Annotated in this window: 21 protein-coding genes; 10 read left to right on the top strand and 11 right to left on the bottom strand. The window is 66.9% G+C overall.

The genetic code is table 11. From position 1 onward, the window contains the following. Window positions 1–3 precede the first annotated feature (3 nt). The 3 genes from lysS to prfB form a co-directional block, all read right to left on the bottom strand. A complete protein-coding gene (lysS, locus tag ACEN9H_RS16200; RefSeq protein ID WP_413671228.1) occupies window positions 4–1,548 on the bottom strand; it encodes a lysine--tRNA ligase in 1,545 nt (514 codons plus the stop codon). Window positions 1,549–1,571: 23 nt separating this feature from the next. Further along, window positions 1,572–2,240, bottom strand: a complete 669-nt coding sequence (locus tag ACEN9H_RS16195; protein WP_413671227.1) for an HAD family hydrolase — start codon at window positions 2,238–2,240, stop codon at window positions 1,572–1,574. Between the two features lie 4 nt (window positions 2,241–2,244). Beyond that, a protein-coding gene (gene prfB / locus ACEN9H_RS16190) for a peptide chain release factor 2 (RefSeq protein WP_156403785.1) occupies window positions 2,245–3,349 on the bottom strand; the annotation gives its coding sequence in 2 pieces (ribosomal slippage) (window positions 2,245–3,267 and window positions 3,269–3,349; 1,104 coding nt in all). Window positions 3,350–3,426: 77 nt separating this feature from the next. Between prfB and ACEN9H_RS16185 the strand changes: the two genes are divergently transcribed. Next, window positions 3,427–5,451 (top strand): bifunctional 2',3'-cyclic-nucleotide 2'-phosphodiesterase/3'-nucleotidase, encoded by a 2,025-nt coding sequence (locus ACEN9H_RS16185; RefSeq protein WP_413671226.1) that lies wholly within the window; start codon window positions 3,427–3,429, stop codon window positions 5,449–5,451. Further along, complete coding sequence (locus ACEN9H_RS16180; protein WP_413671225.1) at window positions 5,448–5,771, top strand: hypothetical protein; 324 nt, start codon at window positions 5,448–5,450, stop codon at window positions 5,769–5,771. Before ACEN9H_RS16185 ends, ACEN9H_RS16180 begins: the two co-directional genes overlap by 4 nt. Here the strand turns inward: ACEN9H_RS16180 and ACEN9H_RS16175 are convergent, their stop codons facing one another. The 4 genes from ACEN9H_RS16175 to ACEN9H_RS16160 form a co-directional block, all read right to left on the bottom strand. Then, a complete protein-coding gene (locus ACEN9H_RS16175) occupies window positions 5,772–6,515 on the bottom strand; it encodes a GAF domain-containing protein (RefSeq protein WP_413671224.1) in 744 nt (247 codons plus the stop codon). Window positions 6,516–6,613: 98 nt separating this feature from the next. Continuing rightward, window positions 6,614–6,934, bottom strand: a complete 321-nt coding sequence (locus ACEN9H_RS16170; RefSeq protein WP_056131800.1) for a DUF2288 domain-containing protein — start codon at window positions 6,932–6,934, stop codon at window positions 6,614–6,616. 13 nt (window positions 6,935–6,947) lie between these two features. Then, a complete protein-coding gene (locus ACEN9H_RS16165) occupies window positions 6,948–7,631 on the bottom strand; it encodes an RES family NAD+ phosphorylase (protein WP_371765476.1) in 684 nt (227 codons plus the stop codon). Continuing rightward, window positions 7,632–8,069 carry an MbcA/ParS/Xre antitoxin family protein gene (locus ACEN9H_RS16160; protein ID WP_056131805.1) on the bottom strand — a complete coding sequence of 146 codons (438 nt, stop codon included), beginning with the start codon at window positions 8,067–8,069 and terminating at the stop codon, window positions 7,632–7,634. Between the two features lie 174 nt (window positions 8,070–8,243). Between ACEN9H_RS16160 and ACEN9H_RS16155 the strand changes: the two genes are divergently transcribed. Further along, on the top strand, window positions 8,244–8,669 hold the full coding sequence (locus ACEN9H_RS16155) for a YybH family protein (protein ID WP_413671223.1): 426 nt from the start codon (window positions 8,244–8,246) through the stop codon (window positions 8,667–8,669). A gap of 104 nt (window positions 8,670–8,773) precedes the next feature. Next, window positions 8,774–10,612 carry a rhamnogalacturonan lyase gene (locus ACEN9H_RS16150; RefSeq protein WP_413671222.1) on the top strand — a complete coding sequence of 613 codons (1,839 nt, stop codon included), beginning with the start codon at window positions 8,774–8,776 and terminating at the stop codon, window positions 10,610–10,612. A gap of 102 nt (window positions 10,613–10,714) precedes the next feature. On the opposite strand, the gene recJ is transcribed toward ACEN9H_RS16150, so the two are convergent. From recJ to ACEN9H_RS16130, 4 genes are read right to left on the bottom strand one after another with little or no spacing between them, the layout of a single operon-like run. After that, window positions 10,715–12,364, bottom strand: coding sequence for a single-stranded-DNA-specific exonuclease RecJ (recJ, locus tag ACEN9H_RS16145; protein WP_056329020.1), 1,650 nt, complete (start codon window positions 12,362–12,364; stop codon window positions 10,715–10,717). 44 nt (window positions 12,365–12,408) lie between these two features. After that, on the bottom strand, window positions 12,409–13,473 hold the full coding sequence (locus ACEN9H_RS16140; protein WP_413671221.1) for a hypothetical protein: 1,065 nt from the start codon (window positions 13,471–13,473) through the stop codon (window positions 12,409–12,411). Between the two features lie 24 nt (window positions 13,474–13,497). Continuing rightward, window positions 13,498–14,331 (bottom strand): ferritin Dps family protein, encoded by an 834-nt coding sequence (locus ACEN9H_RS16135; RefSeq protein ID WP_413671220.1) that lies wholly within the window; start codon window positions 14,329–14,331, stop codon window positions 13,498–13,500. Between the two features lie 17 nt (window positions 14,332–14,348). Next, window positions 14,349–15,569: a hypothetical protein gene (locus tag ACEN9H_RS16130; protein ID WP_413671219.1), complete on the bottom strand. Its 1,221-nt coding sequence runs from the start codon at window positions 15,567–15,569 to the stop codon at window positions 14,349–14,351. 161 nt (window positions 15,570–15,730) lie between these two features. Between ACEN9H_RS16130 and ACEN9H_RS16125 the strand changes: the two genes are divergently transcribed. The 6 genes from ACEN9H_RS16125 to ACEN9H_RS16100 all read left to right on the top strand — a co-directional run bounded on the left by ACEN9H_RS16125 (window position 15,731) and on the right by ACEN9H_RS16100 (window position 25,230). After that, on the top strand, window positions 15,731–16,996 hold the full coding sequence (locus ACEN9H_RS16125; protein WP_056131823.1) for a lipoprotein-releasing ABC transporter permease subunit: 1,266 nt from the start codon (window positions 15,731–15,733) through the stop codon (window positions 16,994–16,996). A 1-nt stretch (window position 16,997) separates the two neighbouring features. Next, the gene (gene lolD, locus ACEN9H_RS16120) at window positions 16,998–17,690 is read left to right on the top strand and encodes a lipoprotein-releasing ABC transporter ATP-binding protein LolD (protein ID WP_371765486.1); all 693 of its coding nucleotides are present in this window, start codon (window positions 16,998–17,000) and stop codon (window positions 17,688–17,690) included. 7 nt (window positions 17,691–17,697) lie between these two features. After that, window positions 17,698–18,498 (top strand): TatD family hydrolase, encoded by an 801-nt coding sequence (locus ACEN9H_RS16115; RefSeq protein ID WP_413671218.1) that lies wholly within the window; start codon window positions 17,698–17,700, stop codon window positions 18,496–18,498. A 137-nt stretch (window positions 18,499–18,635) separates the two neighbouring features. Beyond that, the gene (locus ACEN9H_RS16110) at window positions 18,636–21,548 is read left to right on the top strand and encodes a type VI secretion system Vgr family protein (RefSeq protein ID WP_413671217.1); all 2,913 of its coding nucleotides are present in this window, start codon (window positions 18,636–18,638) and stop codon (window positions 21,546–21,548) included. Between the two features lie 42 nt (window positions 21,549–21,590). Continuing rightward, a complete protein-coding gene (locus tag ACEN9H_RS16105) occupies window positions 21,591–23,255 on the top strand; it encodes an esterase/lipase family protein (protein ID WP_413671216.1) in 1,665 nt (554 codons plus the stop codon). A gap of 352 nt (window positions 23,256–23,607) precedes the next feature. Next, window positions 23,608–25,230, top strand: coding sequence for a T6SS immunity protein Tli4 family protein (locus ACEN9H_RS16100; RefSeq protein ID WP_413671215.1), 1,623 nt, complete (start codon window positions 23,608–23,610; stop codon window positions 25,228–25,230). Window positions 25,231–25,417: the final 187 nt, after the last annotated feature.

Below are 25,417 nucleotides of genomic sequence, written 5' to 3'. Positions count from 1 at the left end.
CGCTTAATCTTCCTTGCGCAGGTGCGGGAACAGCAGCACGTCGCGGATGTTCGGCGAATCGGTGATGATCATCATCAGACGATCGATACCGATGCCGCAGCCGCCGGTCGGAGGCATGCCGTATTCCAGCGCGCGGATGTAGTCGGCGTCGTAGTACATCGCCTCTTCGTCGCCCGCCTGCTTCGCTTCGACCTGGGCCAGGAAGCGTGCCGACTGGTCTTCCGGATCGTTCAGCTCCGAGAAACCGTTGGCGATCTCGCGGCCGACCATGAACAGCTCGAAACGCTCCGTGATGCCTTCGCGCGAGTCCGATGCGCGCGCCAGCGGCGACACTTCGACCGGGTAGTCGATGATGAAGGTCGGTTCCCACAGCTGCGCTTCCGCCGTCTCTTCGAACAGCGACAGCTGCAGCGCGCCCAGGCCCGAGATGACGTGCGGCTTGACGCCGAATTTCGCCAGCTCCGCCTTCAGGAAGTCCATGTCGTGCAGCTGTTCGTCCGTGTAGTGCGGGGCGAACTTGTTGATGGCCTGGACGATCGTCAGGCGATGGAACGGCTTCGACAGATCGAGCGCGCGGCCGCCGTACGTCAGGTCGGCCGTGCCGTGCGCGTCGATGGCGGCCTGGCGGATCACGGCTTCCGTGAAGTCCATCAGCCACTTGTAGTCGGTCCACGCGGCGTAGAACTCCATCATCGTGAATTCCGGATTGTGGCGGATCGACACGCCCTCGTTGCGGAAGTTACGGTTGATCTCGAACACGCGATCGAAGCCGCCCACGACGAGGCGTTTCAGGTACAGCTCCGGCGCGATGCGCAGGAACATCTGCATGTCGAGCGCGTTGTGGTGCGTGATGAACGGCTTTGCCGCGGCGCCGCCCGGGATCGGGTGCAGCATCGGCGTCTCGACTTCCATGAAGCCGTGGTCCTGCATGAAGCGGCGGATCGACGAGATCGCGGCCGTGCGCGCCTTGAACGTGCGGCGCGTTTCCTCGTTCATGATCAGGTCGACGTAGCGCTGGCGGTACTTCGTTTCCTGGTCGGCGAGGCCGTGGAATTTGTCCGGCAGCGGACGCAGGGCCTTGGTGATCAGGCGCAGCGTCGTGACCTTGACGGTCAGTTCGTCGGTCTTGGTCTTGAACAGCGTGCCCACGACGCCGAGGATGTCGCCCAGGTCGTAGTGGCGCAGCGCTTCCATCGCCTCTTCGCCCGTGTTGTCCAGGGTGACGTAGATCTGGATGCGGCCGTCGGCGCGCGGGCCCGACGCATCCTGCAGCGTCGCGAAGGCGGCCTTCTTGCCCGCTTCGCGCTTCAGCATCATGCGGCCGGCCAGCACGACCTGCTGCGGTTCCGCTTCCAGCTGTTCGCGGGTCCAGCCGCCGAACTGCCCGGTGAGATCGGCCGCCTTGTGCTGCGGGACGAAGTCGTTCGGGAACGCGATGCCTTTTTCGCGGATCGCGGCCAGCTTGGCGCGGCGCTCGGCGATGATCTTGTTGTCTTCGGCCGCGAGAGTCGACGGCTCGTGTTGTTGTTCTTGGTTTTCGGTGCTCATGTCAGTATCGGTCTAGTTTGGGATCATGGGGTGCCGAGCAGGTCGCCGACGCGCACGTCGCCGACGTTCAGGTCTTCGTAGTGTTCGACGATGCGGATCACGTTGTCGAATTCGCGGAACGCGTCGGCGGGCAGGGTGGTCGTGATGACGACGGCCTTCATGCCGGCGCGGCGCGCCGCTTCCACGCCCATCGGCGCGTCTTCGAACACGATGCAGCTGCGCGGGTCCACGCCCAGCTTCTCGGCCGCTTTCAGGAATACGTCCGGATGCGGCTTGCCGCGCGCGACGTCGGCCGCGCCGACGACGGTGTCGAAATGGCGGCGCAGGTCCAGCTCGTCGAGCGTGAAGACGATGTTCGCGGGCGGGGCGGACGTCGCCACCGCCAGCTTCACGCCTTGCGCGCGCGCGGCCGTCACGAAGTCCTCGAAGCCCTGGATCGCGCTGCGGTGCGGGCCATACATCTCGCGGTACAGCGCATCTTTTTCGTGCGCCAGCACGGCGATCTCGTCGTCCGTGATCTCCGGGCCGAGGCGCTCGCGCAGGATCTCGCGGCCCTGCGCGCCCGCCGTCTCGCGGAAGAACGCGTCGGCGTCGTACGTCTTGCCGTGGCGCTCGAAGAACGCCAGCCAGGAATCCGTGTGGAACGCCATGTTGTCGACGATGGTGCCGTCCATGTCGAAGATGAAGGCCATCGGCTTACACCCCTTGCTTCAGCGAAGCGGAGATGAAGTCGTCGAGGTCGCCGTCCAGCACGTTCTTCGTGTTGCCGGTCTCGAAGCCGGTGCGCAAGTCCTTGATGCGCGACTGGTCGAGGACGTACGAACGGATCTGGTGGCCCCAGCCCACGTCGGTCTTCGAATCTTCCAGCTTCTGCTGCTCGGCCATGCGCTTGCGCAGCTCCAGCTCGAACAGCTTCGCGCGCAGCATGTCGAACGCTTCGGCCTTGTTGCGGTGCTGCGAGCGGTCGTTCTGGCACTGCACGACGATGCCCGACGGGGCGTGCGTCAGGCGCACCGCGGAGTCGGTCTTGTTGATGTGCTGGCCGCCCGCGCCGGACGCGCGGTACGTGTCGATGCGGACGTCGGCCGGGTTGATGTCGATTTCGATCGACTCGTCCACTTCCGGGTACACGAAGATCGACGAGAACGACGTGTGGCGGCCGTTGGCGGAGTCGAACGGCGACTTGCGCACGAGGCGGTGCACGCCGGTTTCCGTACGCAGGTGGCCGTAGGCGTACTCGCCCTCGACCTTGATGGTGGCCGTCTTGATGCCGGCGACCTCGCCCTCGGACAATTCCATCACCTCGGCCTTGAAGCCCTTGCGCTCGCAATAGCGCAGGTACTGGCGCATCAGCATCGACGCCCAGTCCTGGGCCTCGGTGCCGCCGGCGCCGGCCTGGATGTCGATGAAGCAGCTGGCGTGGTCCATCGGGTTGCTGAACATGCGACGGAATTCCATCGCCTCGATGACCTTCTTGATCTCGTCGGCATCGCCTTCGACCGATTCGATCGTGGCGTCATCGCCTTCTTCGCGGGCCATCTCGAACAGGTCGGACGCGTCCGCCAGGTCGGCGCGCGCCTTTTCCAGCGTGAGGACGACGCCTTCCAGCGCCTTCTTCTCGCGGCCCATGTCCTGGGCGCGTTTCTGGTCGTTCCAGATGGCGGGGTCTTCCAGTTCCTGGTTGACCTGCTCTAACTTCTCCGCTTTGCGGTCGAAGTCAAAGATACCTCCGAAGTTCGGCTTCACGGCTGGTCAGGTCGTTCAGCAGGGACGAGAGGGCATTGATGCGTTCAGCTTCCATGGTCTGTGGCAATTTTCTGTGGTTGAATCGAACCGGAGATTATACCTTAGTGCGCGCATGCTTTATGATGCGAGCCCATGACGCGCCACCTTTCCCATCTGTTCCGCCTGCTGCCGCTCGCGGCCATGGCCTCCGCGGCCGGCGCGGCGCCTGTGCCGCGTGCACCTTTGCCAGCAGGCACTCATGCCACGCTCGCGATCCTGGAGACCACCGACCTGCACGCGAACGTCGTCGGTTACGATTATTTCAAGCTGGCGGCCGACCCGTCGCTGGGCCTGGACCGCACGGCGACCCTGATCGCCCAGGCGCGGCGCGACTTCCCGAATACGGTGTTGCTCGACAACGGCGACACGATCCAGGGCAGTGCGCTGGGCGATTACCAGGCCGTCGTCGCGCCGGTGAAATGCGGCGAGCTGCTGGGCATCCACAAGGTGATGAAGCGGCTCGGCTATGACGGCGGCGGCGTCGGCAACCACGATTTCAACTATGGCCTGGGTTTTCTCGGCCAGGTCACGGGCAACCGCTTCGACGTGCCCGGCGTCCCGCGCTCGCAGAAGCCATGCGCCGGCCCCGGTTTCCCGATCGTGCTGGCGAACGTCGTCAGCGTCAGGACGCACCAGCCCCTGTTCGCGCCGTACCGCATCATCGAGAAGCGCGTGCACGCCGAGGACGCCGCCGGAAAGCCCGTCGAGGCGACGGTCAAGGTCGGCATCATCGGCTTCACCACGCCCACGATCCTGTCCTGGGACAAGCGCTGGCTGGAAGGCCGCGTCACCACGGAAGGCGTCGTCGAGACGGCGCGGCGCTACATTCCGGAGATGCGCAGGAAGGGCGCCGACGTGATCGTCGCGATCTCGCACGGCGGCCTCGATGCGAGCCCGTACTCGCCCACGATGGAAAACGGGAATTACTACCTCGCGCAGGTGCCCGGCATCGACGCGCTGCTGCTGGGCCACGCGCACCAGCAGTTCCCGAACCCCACGAGCACGGTGGCGCAGTTCAATCTCCCGAACGTCGACAAGGCGCGCGGCACCGTGTTCGGCGTGCCGACCGTGATGGCGAGCCTGTGGGGCAAGAACCTCGGCGTGATCCGCTTCGACCTGCGCCACGACGGCAAGGGCTGGACGATCGCCCGTGACAATACCGTCGTCGAGACGCGCGCCACGCAGCGGGCGGACAAATCGTATGTGGCCGCCGACCCGGCCGTGCTCGACCTCGTGCGCGCCGAGCACGAGGCGACGATACGCTATGTGAAAACGCCGGTCGGCAGCACGGACTTCCGCATGTCGACGTATTTCGCCGACGTGGGCGATCCGTCCGCGATCCAGCCCGTCAACGCCGCGCAGGCGGATTACGTGCGCGCCTACGTGAAGGCGAACCTGCCGCAGTACGCGAACCTGCCGGTGCTGTCCGTGTCCGCCGCATTCAAGGCCGGCGCGGCTGGACCGGGCGATTACACGGACGTGGCGCCCGGCAGCCTCGCGCTGAATAATGCGGCGGACCTGTACCTGTATCCGAATTCGCTGTACGCGGTCAACGTGGACGGTGCGGCGCTGACGGCGTGGCTGGAAAAGGCGGCGCACCGTTTCAACACGATCGACCCGGCGCGCGCCGAACCGCAGGAGCTCGTCAACGGCGGCTTCCCCAGCTATAACTTCGACACGGTCACCGACGCGGATCTGCACTACGAGATCGACGTGACGCGCCCGCCCGGCCAGCGCATCCGCAACCTCACGTGGCAGGGCAAGCCGGTCGCGAGCGGCCAGGCGTTCCTCGTCGCGACGAATAACTACCGCGCGAGCGGCGGCGGCAACTTCCCGGGTCTCGATGGCAGCAAGACCGTGCTCGCGTCGCCGGACGCGAACCGCGACGTGCTCATCGCCTGGATCCGCGCGCACAAGCGGCTCACGCGGGCGGCCGACGGCGCCGCGCGCAGCTGGCGCTTCACGCCCGTGACGACGGCCGGGCCGGTCGTGTTCCACGCGCCGCCGGGCAAGCTGGACCTGGCGCGCGCGGCAGGCATCGACAACGTCACGGAAGTGCGCGCCGACGACGGCCAGGGCAAAGGGATCGCGCTGTACGCGGTCGACCTGTCGAAATGACGAGATTGCTTGCGGCGAGGCTGCGGGCGGCGCTGGCGCGGCCTGCGGGCGGGGACGCCGCCGCCGCGCGGCGCCGCCTGCAACAACGGGCGGAAGGCGGCGAACCCGCCGCGATGTTCCTGCTGGCGCACATGCTGGCGGACGGGGAAGGCGGCCCTCCGGATGCGGCGGCCGCGCGCGCGTGGCTGGCGCGGGCTGCCGAGCTGGAGTATCCGGAAGCGTTACAGGAGCTGGCGCTGTCCGAGCCGGACCCGCAGCGGGCGGATATGCTCATGCGCGCGGCCGCGCACGCGCTGGCGCACCGCGCGCACCGGCATTGATCAGTTGCGGACGTTGCGGCCCGTGGCCTGGATCTCGCTCGAGGCGATCTCGGCCAGGTCGATGAGGCCTTGTACTTCGGCCGCGCGCAGGCGGCGCGGTTCGCGGTCGATCACGCACAAGGTGCCGAGCGGCTGGCCGGACTTGTCGCGCAGCGGCACGCCGGCATAGAAACGGATGTGCGGTTCCTGCAGCACGAGCGGATTCGTGCGAAAGCGCTCGTCTTCCATCGCGTCTTCGACGACGAACAGTTCGTTTTTCAGGATCGCGTGCGAGCAGAACGCCCAGTCGCGCGGCGTCTCGCGGGCGGCGAGGCCGACCCGGGCCTTGAACCACTGGCGGGTCGACGTCAGCAGGGAGATCAGGGCGATCGGCGAGCCGGTCACCATCGAAGCGAGGCGGACGAGGCGGTCGAAGCGGGCTTCCTCGTCGGTGTCGACGAGGCCGGTGGCGGCCAGCGCGGCGAGGCGCGAACGTTCGCCGACGCCGATGGGGTAGCCCGGTTGCGGCGCCGGCTGGTATTCCTTGTCCGTGCTGGGGTTCGGGGTCGACCGGGCCTGGTCGTCGCCATGCATCAGGCCTTGCACGAGGGAGAGACGCGTACGGCGGTGTCCGCCCGGCGTCTTCCACGATTCGATCGCGCCGCTTTCCATCCAGATTTGCACGGTGCTCGTCGCCACGCCGAGCAGGCGCGCGACTTCGCTCGTGGTCAGGATCGGGTCGTCTTCTTGTAAGTTGCTTTGCATAAACTTCCTCACTTCACGCCAGTATAGCGGATTCGGAGGGATCACATTTCTTAAAATCTAGTTGCTGTACGGTAATGTGCTTGCTGGCCAACACTTTCTCAGTGGACAGCGTGCTTTTCCGGCTGCACGAGCACGAACGGGCTCACGACGGAGGCCCACAACAGGGTGTCGGACGCCTGCCAGGTGCTGGCCTGCACGTCGGATACCTTGGCAACCTTGCCGTCGTTCATCCAGCGGCCGATGGCATCCTTGTCATCATGGGCGATGCGCAGCGCGACTTCGACGAGGTCCAGTTCTTCGCTCACATACACGACGGCACCGTGGGCGAAATGGCGTTCGAGTTCGGACCAGTGCACGCGGGCGGTCTCGCGGTTGATCTTGTCGTGCAGTTCGGTGTCTTTGAGCGGATCGGTTTTCATGGTGGTGTCTGGTTCAGAGGGGTTCGATGGCGGGAAGCGGCGAACCCGCCCATGTTAACCGATATGCATGCCCCTTGCGGACATTGCCGACCAATGCGGGGCGGAAGCATGCGAGATTCGTGCCCTCGGGCCGGCGCACGCTCGGGTAGATGACGCCCATCGAACCCGCCTCCAGCAACTCCGCCGCCAGCGCCTGCGACGCGACATAGCTGTCGGCCGCGAGGCAGTCGTCCCACGCGTCGGCGCCGCGCAGGTCGTGGAAGCCGGCGCTGAAATCGGCCAGCAGGGCCTGGTAACTCACGCTGTCGTCGAAGCGGCCGATTTCCTGGTATTCGACGGTTTTGTGGAACGCCACCTCGGCCAGCGCCGTCTCGACCTCGAACGCGCAATACCACGCGCCCCGTTCGCCGTCGTTGAAGCGGCTGCCTTCCGGGCGCGCATACGTGTAGGCCGCGTTGATGATGCGGAAGTTCGGCACGCCGAACACGAGTTCGTCGACGCCGATGCCGGGCAGCAGGCCCGATTCGCCGCGCAGGCGGTCGTTGGTGGCGTTGTCGAGGTCGAACAGGTCGCGCAGCATGCCGTCGTCATCGGCCAGCGGGGCCAGCACGGAATCTTCGAGGTCGGCGAAGCGCGACGGGATCAGGCGGCACGTATCGAATTGCCGCAACGCCGTCAAACGGGGGATGAGTTTCACTCACAGCCCTCCGCGGCGGGCGTCGAGCAGGCGGCGCACGGTCTGCATCGCCAGCAGGCCGCCGCCCAGCATGTAGGCCAGCGGCGTGCGGCCGTTGAAGATGGGATTGGTGTTGGGAAGGTGGATCCAGTCGTCGGCGAGCTTGTCGCCGTACAGGATGTGCAGGGCTTTATAGATGCCGAGCAGGTAGGAGATGCGGGTGATGCGGTCGACTTCCAGCACCCGCGCGGGGTGCTTCTTCCATTCGTAGAACGAGGACGACGACAGGCCGCCGAGCAGCTCGCGCGCATCCTCGTCGCGGATCTGCCAGGCGCCGGCCAGGCGAAAGAAGCCTTTCAGGGCCGATTCCGACAGCCGTTCGCGTTCCGAGCGGGCGGACAGGTCGACGAGTACCGCCGGTTCGAACCGGCTCTTGGGGTAGGCGTAAGCGAAGCTCATGAGGAATTCTCCGGTTATGGACTATATATACTCCGCTTTCGGACGTCGCGCAAGCGTCTTGTACAAACCGAATTGCCGTGCCAGAATTCAACGCTTGTCAAATCATCATCCTGGACAACGACATTAAAGGGGGGCGCGATGCGTCTGCTGTCGATTGGGGTCATGTGCATCAGCATGCTGATGCTGGCTATGGCGAGCGCGGCGCGGCCGTCGCACGACGAGCTGAAGAAACAGGTAGCAGACATCGAGCGTGCCTTTGCCGCGACGATGAAGGCGCGCGACCACGCCGCGTTCATGTCGTTCCTGGCCGACGAGGCCATCTTCTTTTCCGGTCCGACCCCGCTGCGCGGGCGCGAGGCTGTCGCGAATGCGTGGCGCAAGTATTACGAGGACGAACGCGCGCCATTCTCGTGGGAGCCGGAGCAGGTGGAAGTCGTGGATTCCGGCACCCTGGCCTATAGCGGCGGGCCCGTCTACGACCCCAGCGGCAAGGTGGTCGGACGCTACAACTCGATCTGGCGGCTGGAAGCGCCGGGGCGGTGGAAGATCGTGTTCGACCGGGGCGAGGCGCCGCCCTGTCAGTGTGGCAAGAACAAGTAACCGGCCCGCTGAACATTGTGACTGCTTGCCTGGAGCGAATTGACACTCGCCAGGCCAATCCAGATACTCGAACGCCCGACAACAACGACGAGCAGGCTGGAGACATGATACCGATCCGAACCGTTGCACCGCTAGGGCTGCTGGCGCTCGCCCTCACGCAATCCGCGTTTGCCGCGCAGGGCAAGCAGGTTGAAAAACTCGACCGCGGCGTCGTCGCCGTCGCCACCGGCAGCGGCGTCTTCGTCAGCTGGCGCGTGCTGGGCGTCGACGACCCCGACACCCGTTTCAACCTCTACCGCGACGGCGTCCGCCTGAACGGTGCGCCGCTTACGGCGAGCAATTTCATTGACACGAACGGCACGCCGGCGGCCCGCTACACCGTGCGCGCAATCGTCGACGGGCACGAAAAGAAGGACGAAGCGGCCGGCGCCACGTGGAGCCAACCCGTCCTTCGCATCCCCGTGCAGCGGCCGGCCGGCGGCGTCACGCCGAAGGGCGAGGCCTACACGTACGATATCAACGACGGCACACCGGCCGACCTGGACGGCGACGGCCAGTACGAGCTGATCGTCAAATGGCAGCCGACCAATGCCAAGGACAATTCGCAGTCGGGCTATACCGGCAACACGTATGTCGACGCCTATCGGCTCGACGGCACCCGGCTGTGGCGCATCGACCTGGGCCGCAACATCCGCGCGGGCGCCCATTACACGACGGTGGTCGCCTACGACTTCGACGGCAACGGCAGGGCCGAGGTGATGCTGAAGACGGCCGACGGCACCGTCGACGGCCAGGGCAAGGTGATCGGCGACGCCAATGCCGACTTCCGCAACGCGAACGGCTACATCCTGTCCGGTCCCGAGTACCTGACCGTGTTCGATGGCCGCACGGGCAAGGCGCTGGCGACCACGGACTACCTGCCGGCGCGCGGCTCGGTGGCCGCGTGGGGCGACAACTATGGCAACCGCGTCGACCGTTTCCTGGGCGGCGTCGCCTACCTGGACGGCCGCCGGCCCAGCGCCATCTTCTCGCGCGGCTATTACACGCGTGCCGTGGTCGCGGCATGGGATTACCGCGACGGCGTACTCTCCAGCCGCTGGGTGTTCGACACGGACAAGGAAGGCAGCGCCGTCCGCGGCCAGGGCTCGCACTGGTTCGCGGTGGCGGACGTCGACGGCGACGGCCGCGACGATATCGTCTACGGCGCGGCCGCGATCGGCAGCGACGGCCACATGTTGTACAGCACCGGCCTGTGCCACGGCGACGCGCTGCACGTCGGCAAACTCGACCCGACCCGCGCGGGCCTGCAGGCGTACATGGTGCACGAGACGCCGTCCTGCTACGGCGCCACCGGCTCCGAGATGCACGACGCGGCGACGGGCCAGATCCTGTGGGGCGTCAGCGGCAGCGGCGCCGACGTCGGCCGCGGCGTGTGCGCGGACATCGATCCGAACTACCTGGGCGAGGAATGCTGGGCGTCGCGCGGCGGCCTGATGGCGGCGAACGGCCACCAGATCTCCGCGGCGCGTCCGGGGAACATGAATTTCGCCAGCTGGTGGGATGGCGACTTGGGCCGCGAACTGCTCGACGGCACCGTCATCAACAAATGGCAGCCGGCGACGGGGAGCGTCGTGCGCCTGCTCGACGGCGCGCCGTACGGGGCGGCATCGAACAACGGCACCAAGGCGACGCCGGTGCTGTCGGCCGACATCCTCGGCGACTGGCGCGAGGAAGTCGTGTGGCGCACGGCGGACAACTCGGCGCTGCTCGTGTTCACGACGACGGCGCCGACCACTGCGCGCATTCCGACCTTGATGCACGATCCGCAGTATCGCGCGCAGGTGGCGGGGCAGAATGCCGGGTATAACCAGCCGCCGCATCCGAGTTTCTACCTGGGCGAAGGGATGGGGGCGGTGACGCAGGCGCCGATTTTTACCCGCTAGGCCCGTAACGTAAAACCGTCATTCTCGCGCAGGCGGGAATCCATTCTGAGGTTCCGAAGTCGGTTGCTCAGTATGGGTCCCCGCTTTCGCGGGGACGACGGGTTATACGGGTTCCGCGTGCTCCACCAGCAGCTGCACCTTGGTCACGCCATTGTATTCATTGGCATCCAGCCTGAACGCCACCCGCGCCTTGTCGCCCAGCGCATCCGTATGCCCGAACCAGATGGCATCGTAGCGCCGCCCGTTCCGCTCCAGCAGCAGCTTGAGGTGCTTGTCCTTCAGGATGCGCTGGCTGACGACGCGGAATTCGTCGCAGAACACGGGCGGCGCGAACCCCTGGCCCCAGACCTGGCCGTCCAGCAGTTCGATGAATTGCGTGCTGTAGAAATCGTCTTCCAGCGGGCCGTCCGTCTCGACGATACGCTCCAGCTGCGCCTCCGTCAGCCACGCGCGGCCGACGGCTTCGAACGCCTGCGCGAACGTGTCGAAATGGTCGCCGCGGATCGACAGGCCGGCCGCCATTGCGTGGCCGCCGAACTTGTCGATCAGCCCCGGCACCTTCTTCGACACCAGGTCCAGCGCGTCGCGCAGGTGGAAGCCCGGGATCGAGCGGCCGGAACCCTTGATCCAGCCGTCGCCCGCGGGCGCGAACGTGATCGTCGGGCGGTAGAATTTCTCTTTCAGGCGCGAGGCGACGATGCCGATCACGCCCTGGTGCCAGCCGTCGTCGAACACGGCGATGGTGCTGGCGTCCGCCGGCTTGAAATCGTCCAGGTGCAACAGCGCCGTACCCTGCATGTCGGCCTCGATCTCGCGCCGCTTCAAATTGATGTCGTTGAGTTCCTGCGCGATGGCCCAGGCGCGGCCCTCGTCGTCCGTGATCAGGCATTCGATCCCGAGCGACATGTCTTCCAGGCGGCCGGCGGCGTTCAGGCGCGGACCGAGGGCGAAGCCGAGGTCGAACGGCGACGCGCAGCGCGCCTCGCGGCCCGCCACGCGGAACAGCGCCGCGACACCCGCGTGCATGCGGCCCGCGCGCATGCGCTTGAGGCCTTGCGCGACGAGGATGCGGTTGTTCGTGTCGAGTTTCACCACATCGGCGACGGTGCCCAGCGCGACGAGGTCGAGCAGGTTGTCGAGCTTGGGCTGTGTCTGCGCGTCGAACACGCCGCGCCGGCGCAGTTCCGCCCGAAGGGCCAGCAGCACGTAGAACACGACGCCGACGCCGGCCAGGTTCTTGCTGGGGAAGCCGCATTCCGGCTGGTTCGGGTTCACGATCACGCGCGCGTCCGGCAGCGCGTCGCCGGGCAGGTGGTGGTCGGTGACGACGACGTCGATGCCGCGCGCCTTCGCCGCCGCCACGCCGTCGATGCTGGCGATCCCGTTGTCGACGGTGATGATGATGTCCGGGGATTTCTCGCGCGCCGTCAGTTCGACGATTTCCGGCGTCAGGCCATAGCCGTACTCGAAGCGGTTCGGCACGATGTAGTCGACGCGCGCGCCCATCGCCGTGAGGCCGCGGATCGCCGTGGCGCAGGCGGTGGCGCCGTCGCAGTCGTAGTCGGCGACGATGGTCATCTTCTTGCCGGCCGCGATGGCGTCGGCGAGGTAGACGGCCGCCGCGTCGATCTGGCGCAGCGCGCCGGGCGGTACCAGCGCTTGCAGCTCGACGGCCAACTCGCGCGGGTCGGTCAGGCCGCGGGACGCAAACACGCGCGCGAGGACGGGGTGGATGCCGCCCTGGCGCAGCATTTCGGACTGGCGTACGGGGCAGGGGCGGATGGTGATGCGGGTTTTCAAAGCAGTCGTTCCAGGGTGGGGCGGCGCCAGAATTTACGTTGCGCCAGCGGGGTCGTCGTCGTTTCGAGGTGGCCGTCGCGGTGGCTCAGCACGAGGCGCACTTCCTTGATGCGGCCGGATTTCAATGCGGCCAGCAAAGGCGCGAACAGCTCGGTCTCCAGGCGCTGCATCTGCTGCAGCCAGCCATGCCAGTCGGCCGCGATACCGGACGCCGCCACGTTGCCGCAGGCGAGCAGCCAGTGGCCATCCTCGTCCAGGATCGAATCGAGGCCGGCCAGGGTGTCCAGGCGGCGGTCGGCCAGCGCCGTCAGCCAGCCGGGCGTGTCGAACGCCGCCACGCGCGGGCGTACGAGCGGCTTGCCGGAGACCTTCGCCACCAGCTGCTGGGCGTGTTCGGTCGCCATGCTCGCATTCCCCCACGGCCAGAAGGAATTGATCGGCAACTGGCCGCGCGCCTCGCGCGCCGCGTTGGCCGGATCCGTGAACCACGTCACCTGCACGTCGTTCTGCAGCTTGCGGAACGCGCGCGCCTGCGGGCCGGATGGCATCCAGTCCGTCAGGTTCATGTTCACTGCCGCATCCGGGCTCGCCGTCGTGATCTCCGTCCAGTCGTCCGCGCGCATGAACCAGGTGTCGTGGGCGCCCCACGCGAGCGCGTAGCCGGCGTCCTCGAAGCAGGGGCGGGCGCTGTCGAACAGGGCGCGCGCTTCGTCCTCGCGCAGGTCGAGCTGGCGCATGTCGCCCATCTGCAAATGCGTGCGCGCGATCTGGATATGGGTCGGGTTCACGACGAACCACATGCCGTCGTCCGGATCGAGGCCGACGCCGCGCATCGCGCTGGTCGCGACTCCCGGGACGAGTCCGTGCGCGACACCCAGCGCCCGCGCGATCCAGAGCTCATAGGGCAGGACGCGGGCGTCGGTGTCCAGCGGGCGGTAGCGCGCATCTGATATTTTCGACAACAGCGCGGCCAGCGCCGGCGCCTGCAGGGCACGGGTCAGGTCGGGCGCGAATTCGGGAGCGGGGAGGGCGAACGGCAGGACGAGCGAAATGTGGGCCATCCCTCTATTTTAGGCGAAATGGACTCAGATGTCCGCCCCCGGTCCCGGCGTCGTCACGTCCGGCGACGTCGTGGGCGCGGTCGTCGAATCGGGCGGCATCCCGGCCGACCCGCCCGGCGGCAGCATCCCGGGAACGGGCGTCAGCCCGATGGCGTCGTGATACCACCCCTGGACGAGCACCAGGTGCCGGTGCTCGTCTTCCAGCGCCAGCGTGAAGCCGGCCACGAGGTCGTCCTGGCCGGCCTCGCCTGCGAGCGCGATCAGCGTCTCCCAGCCGGCGCGGTCGGCCAGCTCGGCCGTCAGCAGCGCGTGCAGCGACTGGGCCAGGCTCGTGCGCGGATCGTTCAGCACTTGCACGAACCCCAGGGACTCGACGCCGGTCACGTCCGCGCTGGGCGTCTGCGCCGTCGGGTCGCCGCCCAGCGATTCGATCGCCTCCTTCAGCAGCAGGAAGTGGCGGGCTTCGTCGCGGCGGATGGCGGCGACGTGGTCGCGCGTCATGCCGGCCGGGCCGCCCTGCAGCACGTCGCATTTCGCCAGCAGCGCGTCGTAAAGACGGGTGCCCGTGCGTTCGAACGCCAGGCGTTCGCCAAGCTTGTCGAGCAGGATCTGCGGCCGGTCGCCCTTGAGCATGTGCATGCCCATGCTGACGGCGCCCGCCACCGAGCCCGGCATGGGGATGGAGCCGATGTCGCCGGCGTCCATAATGAGTGCTTCGCGCGCGTCCAGCAGGGCGCGCTCGTCGCCCGGCGCGCCGCGGATCGGCGCGTTGTCGCTGCCCTGCATGGCCGCCGTGTCGATGGGCGACATCTGCACGCCCGTCCGGTTCATGCCGAGGTGTTCGGTCTGCTGTGCCATGGTGTCTCCGTTGCGGTTCAGGGCTGGACGACGCCACCCTGGTTGGCGGGCAGGGTCGTCGTGACGGCCGTCGTGGTGGCCGCGCCATGGCTCACGAGTTCCGTGCCCGGCGTCCACACGTAGCCGGCCGCCACCGCCTCGCTGGGCGAGCCGTCGCGGTTCATCTGCCGCCGGTAATCGATGCTGGCCTGGTCTTCGTGCGCCTTCGGCACGAATTGCGTGCCCAGCGCGCGCAGGTCGACTTCGCTGGCCAGCACCTGCCGCACGTAGTCGCGCTGGCTGCGGAACGGGATCGGGCCCGAAAAATCGCCGACGATCTCGGCCGGATCGCGCCGCTCGTAGCGCCGGAAGGCGTCGGCGGCCATGTGGAAGTGGCCCAGCTCGTAGTCGAGGCACCGCTCCCACACGGCCTTGACGTGGTGGTTCGTCTCCGTTTCGACGCAGCTGTAATAGGTGTAGCACTCGTTCGCCTCGTGCAGCATCCACTGCTCGACCCACGTCTCCGTCGGGTCCAGCAGCGATTCATATTGCGTGACGTGCTGTTCCTCCACCGAGGCGATCTCCGCATACAGCTGGCGCGCGACCGGGTCGGCGAACGCCGGGCCCACGTTCATATAATAGTTGTGGGTCTGCGCCTCGGCCGCCGTGATCGTCAGCGCGTGCAGCTTGCTGAGCATCGTGGCCATGCTGCGGTCGTACGGCATGCGCAGGTCGTCGCGCGGGGCGCGGTGGTGCTCGGGCGTGGGGCGGCCGGGGAGAATGTCCGTATAGCTCTGCAGGATATTGTTCGCATCCTTGCCCTCCACGCGGTCGAGCAGCGCCGCGTAGCGGTACAGGTGGTCGAAGTCTTCCAGCAGGCCGAAACGGTAGACCTGGGACAAGTAGTCGTCCGGCTCGGCCCGGGCCACGCTCGCCGTCAGCTCGATGGCGAGCTGTTCGTAGGCGATGGTCGTCTCGAGCGGAGAATGATCGGGCGACAGCAGCCAGTTCACCATCGTTGCCTGGTGCTGCTCGACCCGCCTGACGTCGGCCAGCGGCTGGCGCAGCGCCATGTTGCAGCGCGCGGCCATGTGCGAGAAGCGCAGGGCCTCGAGCTCGATGCCGTTCATGAGGATGATGCGCATGCGGGTAAAGGCATCGTCGTCCAGCTTGCTGATCGGCTTGCGCACCATGTCGCGCCACGTGGTGTGCTGCCGGTCGAGCGGCGTGCCCTTCGAATCGAAGACGGAAAATGCCATGGTGGGCCTCCTGTCTGCGTTCGATAGTCTTGCCGCGCCCGGAGTTCCGGACATTTTATGATGTGTGCAAGATAGAAAAAGTACTTCCAATTGTGACAACGCCCCACATGGATGAGCGTTGTGTGGCAAACTGCGGGACCAAAGCATTTACCCTGGAGCCCATGAGTCTCATCCACAAACTGCCGTACGAATGGCTGGTCGGCTTGCGCTACACGCGCGCCGGCAAGCGCAGCAGCCGCAACAGCTTCATTTCCTTCATCTCGCTGATCTCCGTGTCCGGCATCGCCCTCGGCGTGGCCGCCCTGATCGTCGTGCTGTCGGTGATGAACGGGTTCCAGAAAGAGGTCACGGACCGCATGCTGTCCGTGCTCGCGCACATCGAAGTGTTCGACGCGAGCGGCACCATGCCGAACTGGCGCCAGGCCGAGCAGGAAGCCTTCCGCAACCCGGCCGTGCGCGGCGCCGCGCCGTTCGTCGAGACGCAGGGCCTGCTGGTGCGCGAGGACACGATGAAGCCGGCCGTCATCCGCGGCATCCTGCCGTCGGAAGAGCACAAGGTGTCGGACGTGGCGAAGCAGATCCGCCAGGGCAGCATCGAGAGCCTCAGGCCCGGCGAGTACAACATCGTCATGGGCTACGCGCTCGCGCGCTCGCTCGGCGTGGGCATCGGCGACAAGGTCAACATGCTGCTGGCGCAGGGCCAGACGACGCCGGCCGGCATGGTCCCGCGCTCGCGCGTCTTTACGGTGAGCGGCATCTTCGAGGCCGGCCACTACGAATTCGATTCGGCGCTCGCCTTCATCAACATCGAGGACGCGCAGCGCATGGTGCGCATCGACGCGCCCAATGGCCTGCGCCTGCGCATCGCCGACATGCACCAGGCCCCGTTCGTCGCGCAGGAACTCAAGCGCAGCATGTCGGGCGAGCTGATGATGCGCGACTGGTCGCAGCTGAACGCCAACTGGTTCGCCGCCGTGCAGACGGAAAAGCGCATGATGTTCATCATCCTCACGCTGATCATCGCCGTGGCCGCGTTCAACCTCGTCTCGACCCTCGTCATGACGGTGACCGACAAGCAGCCCGACATCGCCATCCTGCGCACCCTCGGCGCATCGCCGCGTTCGATCACGAAGATCTTCATGATCCAGGGCGCCCTCGTCGGCATCATGGGCACCGCGGCCGGCGTGGGCCTGGGCGTGCTGGTGGCGCTGAACATCGACGTCATCGTGCCGTTCATCGAACACCTGCTCGGTGTGCAGTTCCTGTCCAAGGATATTTATCTGATCAGCGAAATCCCGTCCGACCTGCGCTGGCCGGACGTCTTCAAGATCGGCGGCGTCTCGGTGCTGCTGGCCTTCGTCGCGACCATCTACCCCAGCTGGTCCGCGTCGCGCGTGAAACCGGCGGAGGCACTCCGCTATGAATGACATGAATGTGAATACGGCTGTACTGGCCTGCCGCAACGTCGGCAAGACCTTCCGCCAGGGCGATTACTCGGTCCAGGTGCTGGACAACATCGATTTCTCGATCGGCCGCGGCGAGCGCGTGGCCATCGTGGGCGCGTCCGGGTCCGGCAAGTCCACGCTGCTGCACATCCTGGGCGGGTTGGACACGCCCAGCACGGGCAGCGTCACCCTGCAGGGCGAGGACTTCGCGACCCTGTCGGAGACGCGCCGCGGCGAGCTGCGCAACCGCTCGCTCGGCTTCGTCTACCAGTTCCACCACCTGCTGCCGGAGTTCACGGCGCTGGACAACGTCGCGATGCCGCTGCTGATCCGGCGCATGAAGCGCGAGGACGCCGTCGCGCGCGCCGAGGCGATCCTGGCGCGCGTGGGCCTGACGAAGCGCGCCATCCACCGGCCGGGCGAACTGTCCGGCGGCGAGCGCCAGCGCGTGGCGCTGGCCCGTGCCCTCGTCACGGAACCCGCGTGCGTGCTGGCCGACGAACCGACCGGTAACCTCGACCACTCGACGGCGCAGGGCATCTTCGACCTGATGCTGGAACTGTCGAAGACCCTCGGCACCGCGTTCGTCATCGTCACGCACGACCCGGAACTGGCGCGCCGCTGCGACCGCGTGCTGCGCATGACGGAGCACGGCCTGCAGCCGGCCGGGGCTTGACCCTGCCATGTGGATCGACACGCACTGCCACCTCAACGCCCACGAATTCGGCGGGGACTCGCGCGCCATCGCCCGGCGCGCGCAGGAACTCGGGGTCGGCATGATCGTGATACCGGCCGTCGCGCGCGCCAACTTCGACGTCGTGCGCGGGCTCGCGGCCGACCTGCCCAACGCCAGCTATGCGCTGGGCATCCACCCGATCTACGTGCCGCAGGCGACCGACGACGACCTCGCCGAACTGCGGCGCCAGGTCGAGGCGTCGCTGGCGGACCCGAACTTCGTGGCCATTGGCGAGATCGGCCTGGACTTCTTCATCCCGATGCTGTGCGAGCCCGCGATGCGCGACAAGCAGGAGCGCTTCCTGCGCGAGCAGCTACGCATCGCGCGCGATTTCGACCTGCCCGTGCTCGCGCACGTGCGCCGTTCGCAGGACCAGGTGCTGAAGCACGTGCGCCAGATCCGTCCGGCGGGCGGCGTCGCGCACGCGTTCAACGGCAGCTTCCAGCAGGCGAAGGCCTTCATCGACGCCGGCTTCCACCTCGGCTTCGGCGGCGCCATGACCTTTACGCGCGCGCTGCAGATCCGCCGGCTCGCCGCGGACCTGCCGCTGGAATCCATCGTGCTGGAGACGGATGCGCCGGACATCTCGCCGGCGTGGGTCCACCCGGGCCGCAACAGCCCGGAGCAATTGCCCGCGATCGGGGCCGCGCTGGCCGCCATGCGCGGACTCGATGCGGACGCCGTGCGCGCGGCGACGCACGCGAGCGCGCTGGCGACAATGCCGCGCCTGACCGCGCTGCTGGGCTGACTACGCGGCCCGCATGAAGCCCATGGGTCCTACCCGGCCCTCATGACGGCGCGACCGCGCCTGGACACGCCCGGTTCCATCGAGTCGCGCCGGCGCGCGACGCGCACCCGCGCGGCGCGCAGCGTGGGACCATCCGCATGCGCCGAAGTTCGCTCCTGTACACCCTGACGCACGTTAATCTCGCGCCGGTTGAAGCATGGAAGAATCCATTCTCGTGCCGCAGCCGCGGCGTGTTCACGGGAGAGACAGTGGAAAGCGCGAGCGATTTCCTGCGGGTTCTGCAGCACGAGAAGGTCCTGAGCACCGCGCACCGGCCGTTGCGCCTGCGCCTGGCCCACGGCGGCCAGCTCGCGGAGGACGTGCTGCTGCCCCAGCGGGTCGTGGGCCACGAGGCGATCTGCGGCGGCATCGACTACCGCGTCGCCTGCCTCGCCAGCAGCCCGCACATCGCGCTGAAAGACCTGATCGCGCTGCCGGCCGAACTGCAGTTCGTCACCGACCGCGGCATGCTGCGCAGCGTGTGCGGCATCGTCACCGAGGCGCGCGCGGGCGATGCGGACGGCGGCCTGGCCGGCTACGAGCTCGTCTTGCGCGACGTGTTCGCCGTGATGGAAAAGCGCACCAACAGCCGCGTGTTCCGCTACCAGAACGAGCTGGAGATCGTGCAGGTGCTGTGCGCCGAATGGCGCCAGTCGAACACCGTGCTGGCCAACGCCTTCGAAGTCGAACTCGATCCGCTGTTCGACATGCGCCAGTTCCCGCCGCGCGAACAGACCATGCAGTACAACGAGTCGGACGCTGCGTTCGTGCGCCGCCTGCTCAAGCGGCGCGGCATCGCCTGGGTGTTCCGGCCGGGCCGCAGCCGCGGCAGCCCCGTCGACCCCGCGCACGACCGCACGCCCGCGCACACGCTGGTGCTGTTCAACGACCCGAACGGCCTGCCGCAGAACGCGGCCGGCACGGTGCGCTACCACCGCGACAGCATGGCGGACGGCCGCGACACCGTCAGTTCCTGGCGCGCCGCGCGCCGCCTGCAGCCGGGCGTCGCCACGCGCCACAGCTGGGACTACAAGAATCCCGGCGGCGCGCAGTTCATGACCGCCTCCGCGCGCAGCAACGTGGACCAGGGTCCGAGCGGCAACATGCTCGCCGCGTCGCTGGACGACTATCTGATCGAGATGCCGCACGCGGGTAACGACGTCGAGGACCACTGGCGCCTGGGCCAGGTGCGCATGAGCCGCCACGAATTCGAATCGAAGTGCTTCCAGGGCGAGGGCAGCGTGCGCGACTTCTGCGCCGGCCAGTATTTCGCGCTCGAAGGCCATCCGGAGATCGACACCCATCCCGCCGCCGAGCGCGATTTCGTGATCACGGAGTTGCACGTGGTGGCCGACAACAACCTGCCGCGCGACCTGGAACGCCACGCGAGGCAGGTGGCGGCGGATGCGGCGCTGGGCGCGCTGCCGGCCCCGCGCACGGGCGACGGACAGGCGCGCGTGCGCGTCAGCTTTTCCGCCGTCCGGCGCGGCATTTCGATCGTGCCCGCGTACGACCCGCGCACCGACCTGCCGCAGCCGCCGCTGCAGAGCGCCATCGTCGTCGGGCCGGCCGGCGAGGACGTCCATTGCGACGCGCTGGGCCGCGTGAAAATCCGGTTCCCCGGCATGCGCGTCGCCGACCACCGCCATGCGCACGGCGCCGGCGCGTCCGATTCGCCGGCCGATTCGGCCTGGGTCCGCGTGGCGTCCAACTGGGCCGGCAACGGCAACGGCAGCCAGCAGCAGGCCGGCGCGCTGTCGCTGCCGCGCGTCGGTTCCGAAGTGCTGGTCGCCTTCCTCGGCGGCGACCCGGACCGCCCGATCATCCTCGCCCAGCTGTACAACCAGCGCACGGCGCCGCCCGCGTTCAGCCAGGCGGGCGCGCTGCCGGGCAACCGCTACGTATCCGGCACGCGCACGCACGAGATCCAGGGCGCGCGCGGCAACCAGCTGCGCTTCGACGACACGCGCGGCGAGATCAGCGCGCAGCTTGCCAGCGACCACGGCACGTCGGAACTGAACCTCGGCTGGCTGACGCGTCCGCGCGCCGATGGCACCGGCACGCCGCGCGGGGAGGGCGCCGAGCTGCGCAGCGACCTGGCGGTGGCCGTGCGCGGCGCCCAGGGCGTCCTGATCAGCGCGGAGGCGAGCCCGCAGGCGGAAGGCGGCCAGCTCGACCGCGCCGGCCTGGTGGGCCTGGCCGACGTCATGCAGGGCATCCTCGACGAAGTGGGCAGGCTGGCCGCGGTCCACACGGACGACGAGCCGACGGGCCGGCGCCTCGCCGTCCTCGTCGACAAGCTGAAGCGTTGGCATGCGGGCAGCAACGTCGCGGAAGGTGCCGCGGGCGGCGGGGAGCCCATCCTGGCCGCGACGGCGCCGAACGGCATCATCGTCGCCAGCAACGACAACCTGGCACTGGGCGCGAGCGGCAAGGTGGACGTCGTCAGCGCAGGCGACGCCGAGGTCGCGGCCGGTGCCAACATTTTCGTGCGCGCCGCTCGCCGCCTGAGCCTGTTCGCCCACGAACTGGGCGTGCGCCTCGTCGCGGGCCGCGGCGACATCGTCGTGCACACGCACGTGGGCAATATCCAGATCAAGTCGGCGGGCCGCATCAGCCTGATCGCTGCCGAACGCATCGAACTGGAAGCGCCGGCCGTGAAGATCATCGCGCCGGGCGCGCAGACCGACTGGGCCGACGGCACGGTCACCCAGCAGACGAGCGGCCGCCAGGTGTTCAAGGCGACGGAGCACGACCTGGTCGGCCCCGGCGGGGCGGCACCGGCAGGCGTGCGCATGCCGACGTCGCACCTGCACACGGACGAATACGTGGTGCTGCGGCACCAGCAGACCGGCAAGCCGGTCCCGAACCAACGCTACAAGGCGACGTTCGAAGACGGCCGCGCCGTCACCGGACGCACGGACGAACAGGGCCGCACCTCGTTGCTGATCGGCGAAATGATCGGCGACGTCGACATGGCCTTCCTCCCCGACGACGACCCGGCCCGTTGACCCCGAATTTTACGCAAACTCAACCCAGACCACGGAGCGCGCATGGCAGACCCGACCCGCCCCTTGCCCAACCTCGTCCCGCAGCCCGACGGCAGCTGGACGGGCCGAACCGTCCTGACCCCCACCTCGTTCACGACACGCGGGCTGTTCACCTTGCCGCCGTCGAAAGTCATTCCGGTCATCGTCGTGCCCGGAATCATGGGGAGCAACCTGCGGGCGGCGACCAGTCCGGCGATGCGGGCGAACGCCGTGCTGGATCCGGGCGAGCCGGCGTGGCGGGCGCCGAACGGGACGTTCGAGGGATTGAAGGCGGCGCGCAAGTGGAAGGAGTTCGATCCGAAGAAGCGTCAAAAGATTCTCAACGCACGGACGCTCGAGGTGGATAACCGTGGCGATATCCACTTGCCGCTGGAAGCACGCAACTACGGTACGACCGAGGCCGAGGTGCGGCAGCGCTGGTGGGGGGAAGTGCATTGGGATTCGTATGGCAGGCTGCTGTACGGCTTGCAGGTCGGCCTCAATCACACGTTCGAGATGGATCCGCTGGATAACGTCCGTGTGATATGCAGCCATTGGAAGAACGTGATGGCGTGCGATCCGGCGCAGTGGGGTGTGCGGGGCATCGCCAGGGTGACGGAGGCGGAGCTCGACAAGCACGCGGCGTATTACTATCCGGTTTATGCCTGTGGCTACAATTGGCTCGAGTCCTGCGACGCATCGGCCAAATGGCTGCGGCAGCGTATCGAACGGATCATTTCTTTCTGGACTGAGCGCAAGCGCGAATGCCGGCAAGTGATCCTGGTCACCCACTCGATGGGTGGATTGGTTGCGCGCGCTTGCGCGAAGCAGATCCCGGAGCAGATCCTGGGCGTCATCCATGGTGCCATGCCTGCCCTTGGTGCGCCCGCATGCTATCGCCGCATCGCATGCGGTACCGAGAAATGGAGTCCTAGCAATGGGCAGGTCGACAATATCAAGGCAGAGCACGTCGCCGAAATCCTGGGTGAACTGCCCAAGGACACGATGCCGGTGATGGCCGCCGCGCCCGGCGCTCTGCAGCTGCTGCCCAATCATCTTTATCCGCAGCCCTGGCTGCACATTTGCCTGGTCAACAAGGTCAACCATAAAGATGTGCCGCGCGAGGTGGTGCATCTGCCCGCGGGTGATCCATACGATATGTATCGCGATACGCAGTCGTGGTACAGATTGATCGACCCTGTGCTCGCAGACCCTGCAAAGCTCTACAACGATACCGAGGTCGTCGATGTTCTACGGCGAGCCGTCGACGAGGCCGAGCGGTTCCACCGCAAGGTCCTGGATACGTACTATCACCCGAACACGTACGCATTTTATGGCGCCGATCCGGAACACATGTCGTTTGGCGCGGTGCGATGGGTTGCACGCGACCCGGCTGCCGGCGCCGTGTTTACAGAGTCCAATATCAGGGCGGCGGCCCGGACGGGCTATGGCCCGGGTGGCGGGCGACGCGTGCGCGTGGAAGGACGTAGTGATCTCTACTTTGTTCCTGCACGCCAGGACGTGGCCGGCGACGGCACCGTGCCACATCAGTCCGGAGCGGGCCCCCGGGGAAAGGTCAGCCAGTTGTTCGACGTGCGTGGAATCGATCATCAGGGCGCATACAACAATGATGCAACCCTGATGCTGACCCAGCACCTGATCGTCAAACTGGTTCAGAAGCTGCAATGAAGCGCACCGGGAAACAGCGTTGGCGCCGTCGCGCCACATCGGTTGCGCCTCCATGCATGATGAGACGCAAGGAAACCCCAAGCCTCATCCGGTGTGCGGGGGCCGCTAAATGTAAATTGGATGGGCGAATGATTGTCGTCCGTACGGTCGATCGTATGGATGCGTTCATGCGGCAAGTCGTCTTGTCGTCGGGCCCAGTTTCCGTTGCCATGCCGGTACCGACGTTGCCATGACGCGAACAAGGAAACGCGGTTGGCGAGAGCTCATCGTTTTGCTTGCAGCTCTCGCCTGTGCAGGTACCTGGGCCGCTGGCCAGGTCCGCAGCATACGGGACAGATCCGAGGTGGCAAAAATGACGGGAAAGATGAAAACGGTATGCGTCGGACGGTACCTGGTCGACGTTCCTGGCGAGGCCGACGTCAGCTTGTCGGGCGAAAGGATATCCGGGTTCGCGATCGACTCCGTCGAGGAGGATGAGGCCACATTCCGTGGGCGGGTGGCGGCACGCGAGGCAGAGATCGCGGCACGCGGCCGCGATCACGACGACAGCGGCGAAGGCGGGATGCTCGACGCCCATGACCTCCGTATTCCCGGGGTCACCGGGCGAAGCTTCGTTTACGGCCGCAGCCGCGGGCATATGATGAACGGGGATCGCCGGATCGATATGGAGTCGGTGTCGATCGAAGTCCATGCGCACATGAACGGTTTGAGTTTCACGATGTCGGCGTCTTCGAAGCAGGCGCAAGGTGTCAAGGACGCAGAAACGCTGCTGGCACGATTGCAGGTGCGCGGCACGGACGAGATTCCGCGTGGTCCCGGATTCTGCATCTGGCGAGGGGTCTTCGCGGAACCTTTGCCGGAACATGAGAACGAACATGTCACCCTGCATCTCGGCCTGCCTGGCCATCCGGACATGGGATTGGCATTCGACGTCATGCCTGCTGGCCGCACTGATCGCAGCTTGCTTGCCCGTGTCGCCGATATCGACGCAGACGCCAGCGCCGATGAAATGCTGCGCGTGACTAAGCTGCGCTCGGGCAAGCGGAGCATCAATGGCATTGACGGGGAAGAGGTCCTGGAGCGCGTCCGCGAACTTAATTTCACGACGGGCTATAGCTTCATGTGGGAGGCGCATGGGGTCGACAATGATCACTCGCAGCCGTACTTGCTGCTTAACATGGAAACCGGCACGAACCCGAGCCCCGGGGGAAAACCTGTCGATTCCAGTCTTCATGAAGACGCGGTGCTCGAGCTTTGGGACAGCATTTCGTCCAGCATCCGCCTGCGCAAGTCCGATTCGCCGCCGCCGTCGGATCCGCCGCCGGAACCGCCCGGACCGAAACTGGGTGCAGTGGCGACTGCCGGAGAAATCTGTCCGCAATCCGGCTGGTGGAAATGCCGCGAAGGCGGCCCCGGCGTGGACGTACAGGGCGGATCCGTCCAATGGATACGCAAAGGCGACCGCATGCCACAGGCGCTGCTGCTACCGCGGCAGACGCTGTGGCAAAAGCTGCGCGGTCTCCAGCCGAGCATCGAACCGTCGCAGCCGACGACGTGGAGGCTGGTCGATAAACGGCTACGTCCCCGTACGCCAATGCTGGTCACCCTTGCCCCGCCGGGATCGGTCAGTGTCGCCCTGGAAGGCGAAGGCGACCCCGTCCAGGCAGCCGCTCTCGGCACGAACGTCCGGACCGGTGACATCTGTCCGGCGAGCGGCTGGTGGCGCTGCGGGGAGGCGCATGCGCTCGACGGGACGCGCTGGTTCCCGCGCGGAAGCACGCTTCCGGCTGCGACCTTCCAGGTAGCCGTGGGCATGTTCGGGCGTTCGGCGGGTCCGGAAGTGATCCAGCGACGCAGTACGTGGCAACTGATGCGCATCGCCGAGGCGGAACGGGTCGCACTTCTCGCCGGGTCCATACAGGACGGACAACCCGAGCCCGGGCCGCCGCCAATGGGACCGTCGACGCTCGCCTGAGCCTTCGTCATTGGCATGCTGTACGGTATTTTATAAATGAAATCCATTTCATGCCGGCCGCGTGCGTTTTCTTGTAGACGGATACGGCACATTGGCTTGATCGCCAATGCTGGCCACGTCGGTTTTTTATAAATGATATCCATTTTTGTATCGGAGGCCGAAAAAAAGGAATTGGATGGTAGCGTCT

Source organism: Massilia cellulosiltytica (assembly GCF_047325105.1).
GTDB lineage: Bacteria > Pseudomonadota > Gammaproteobacteria > Burkholderiales > Burkholderiaceae_D > Telluria > Telluria orientalis.
This window is presented reverse-complemented; position numbering and strand designations above follow the sequence as displayed.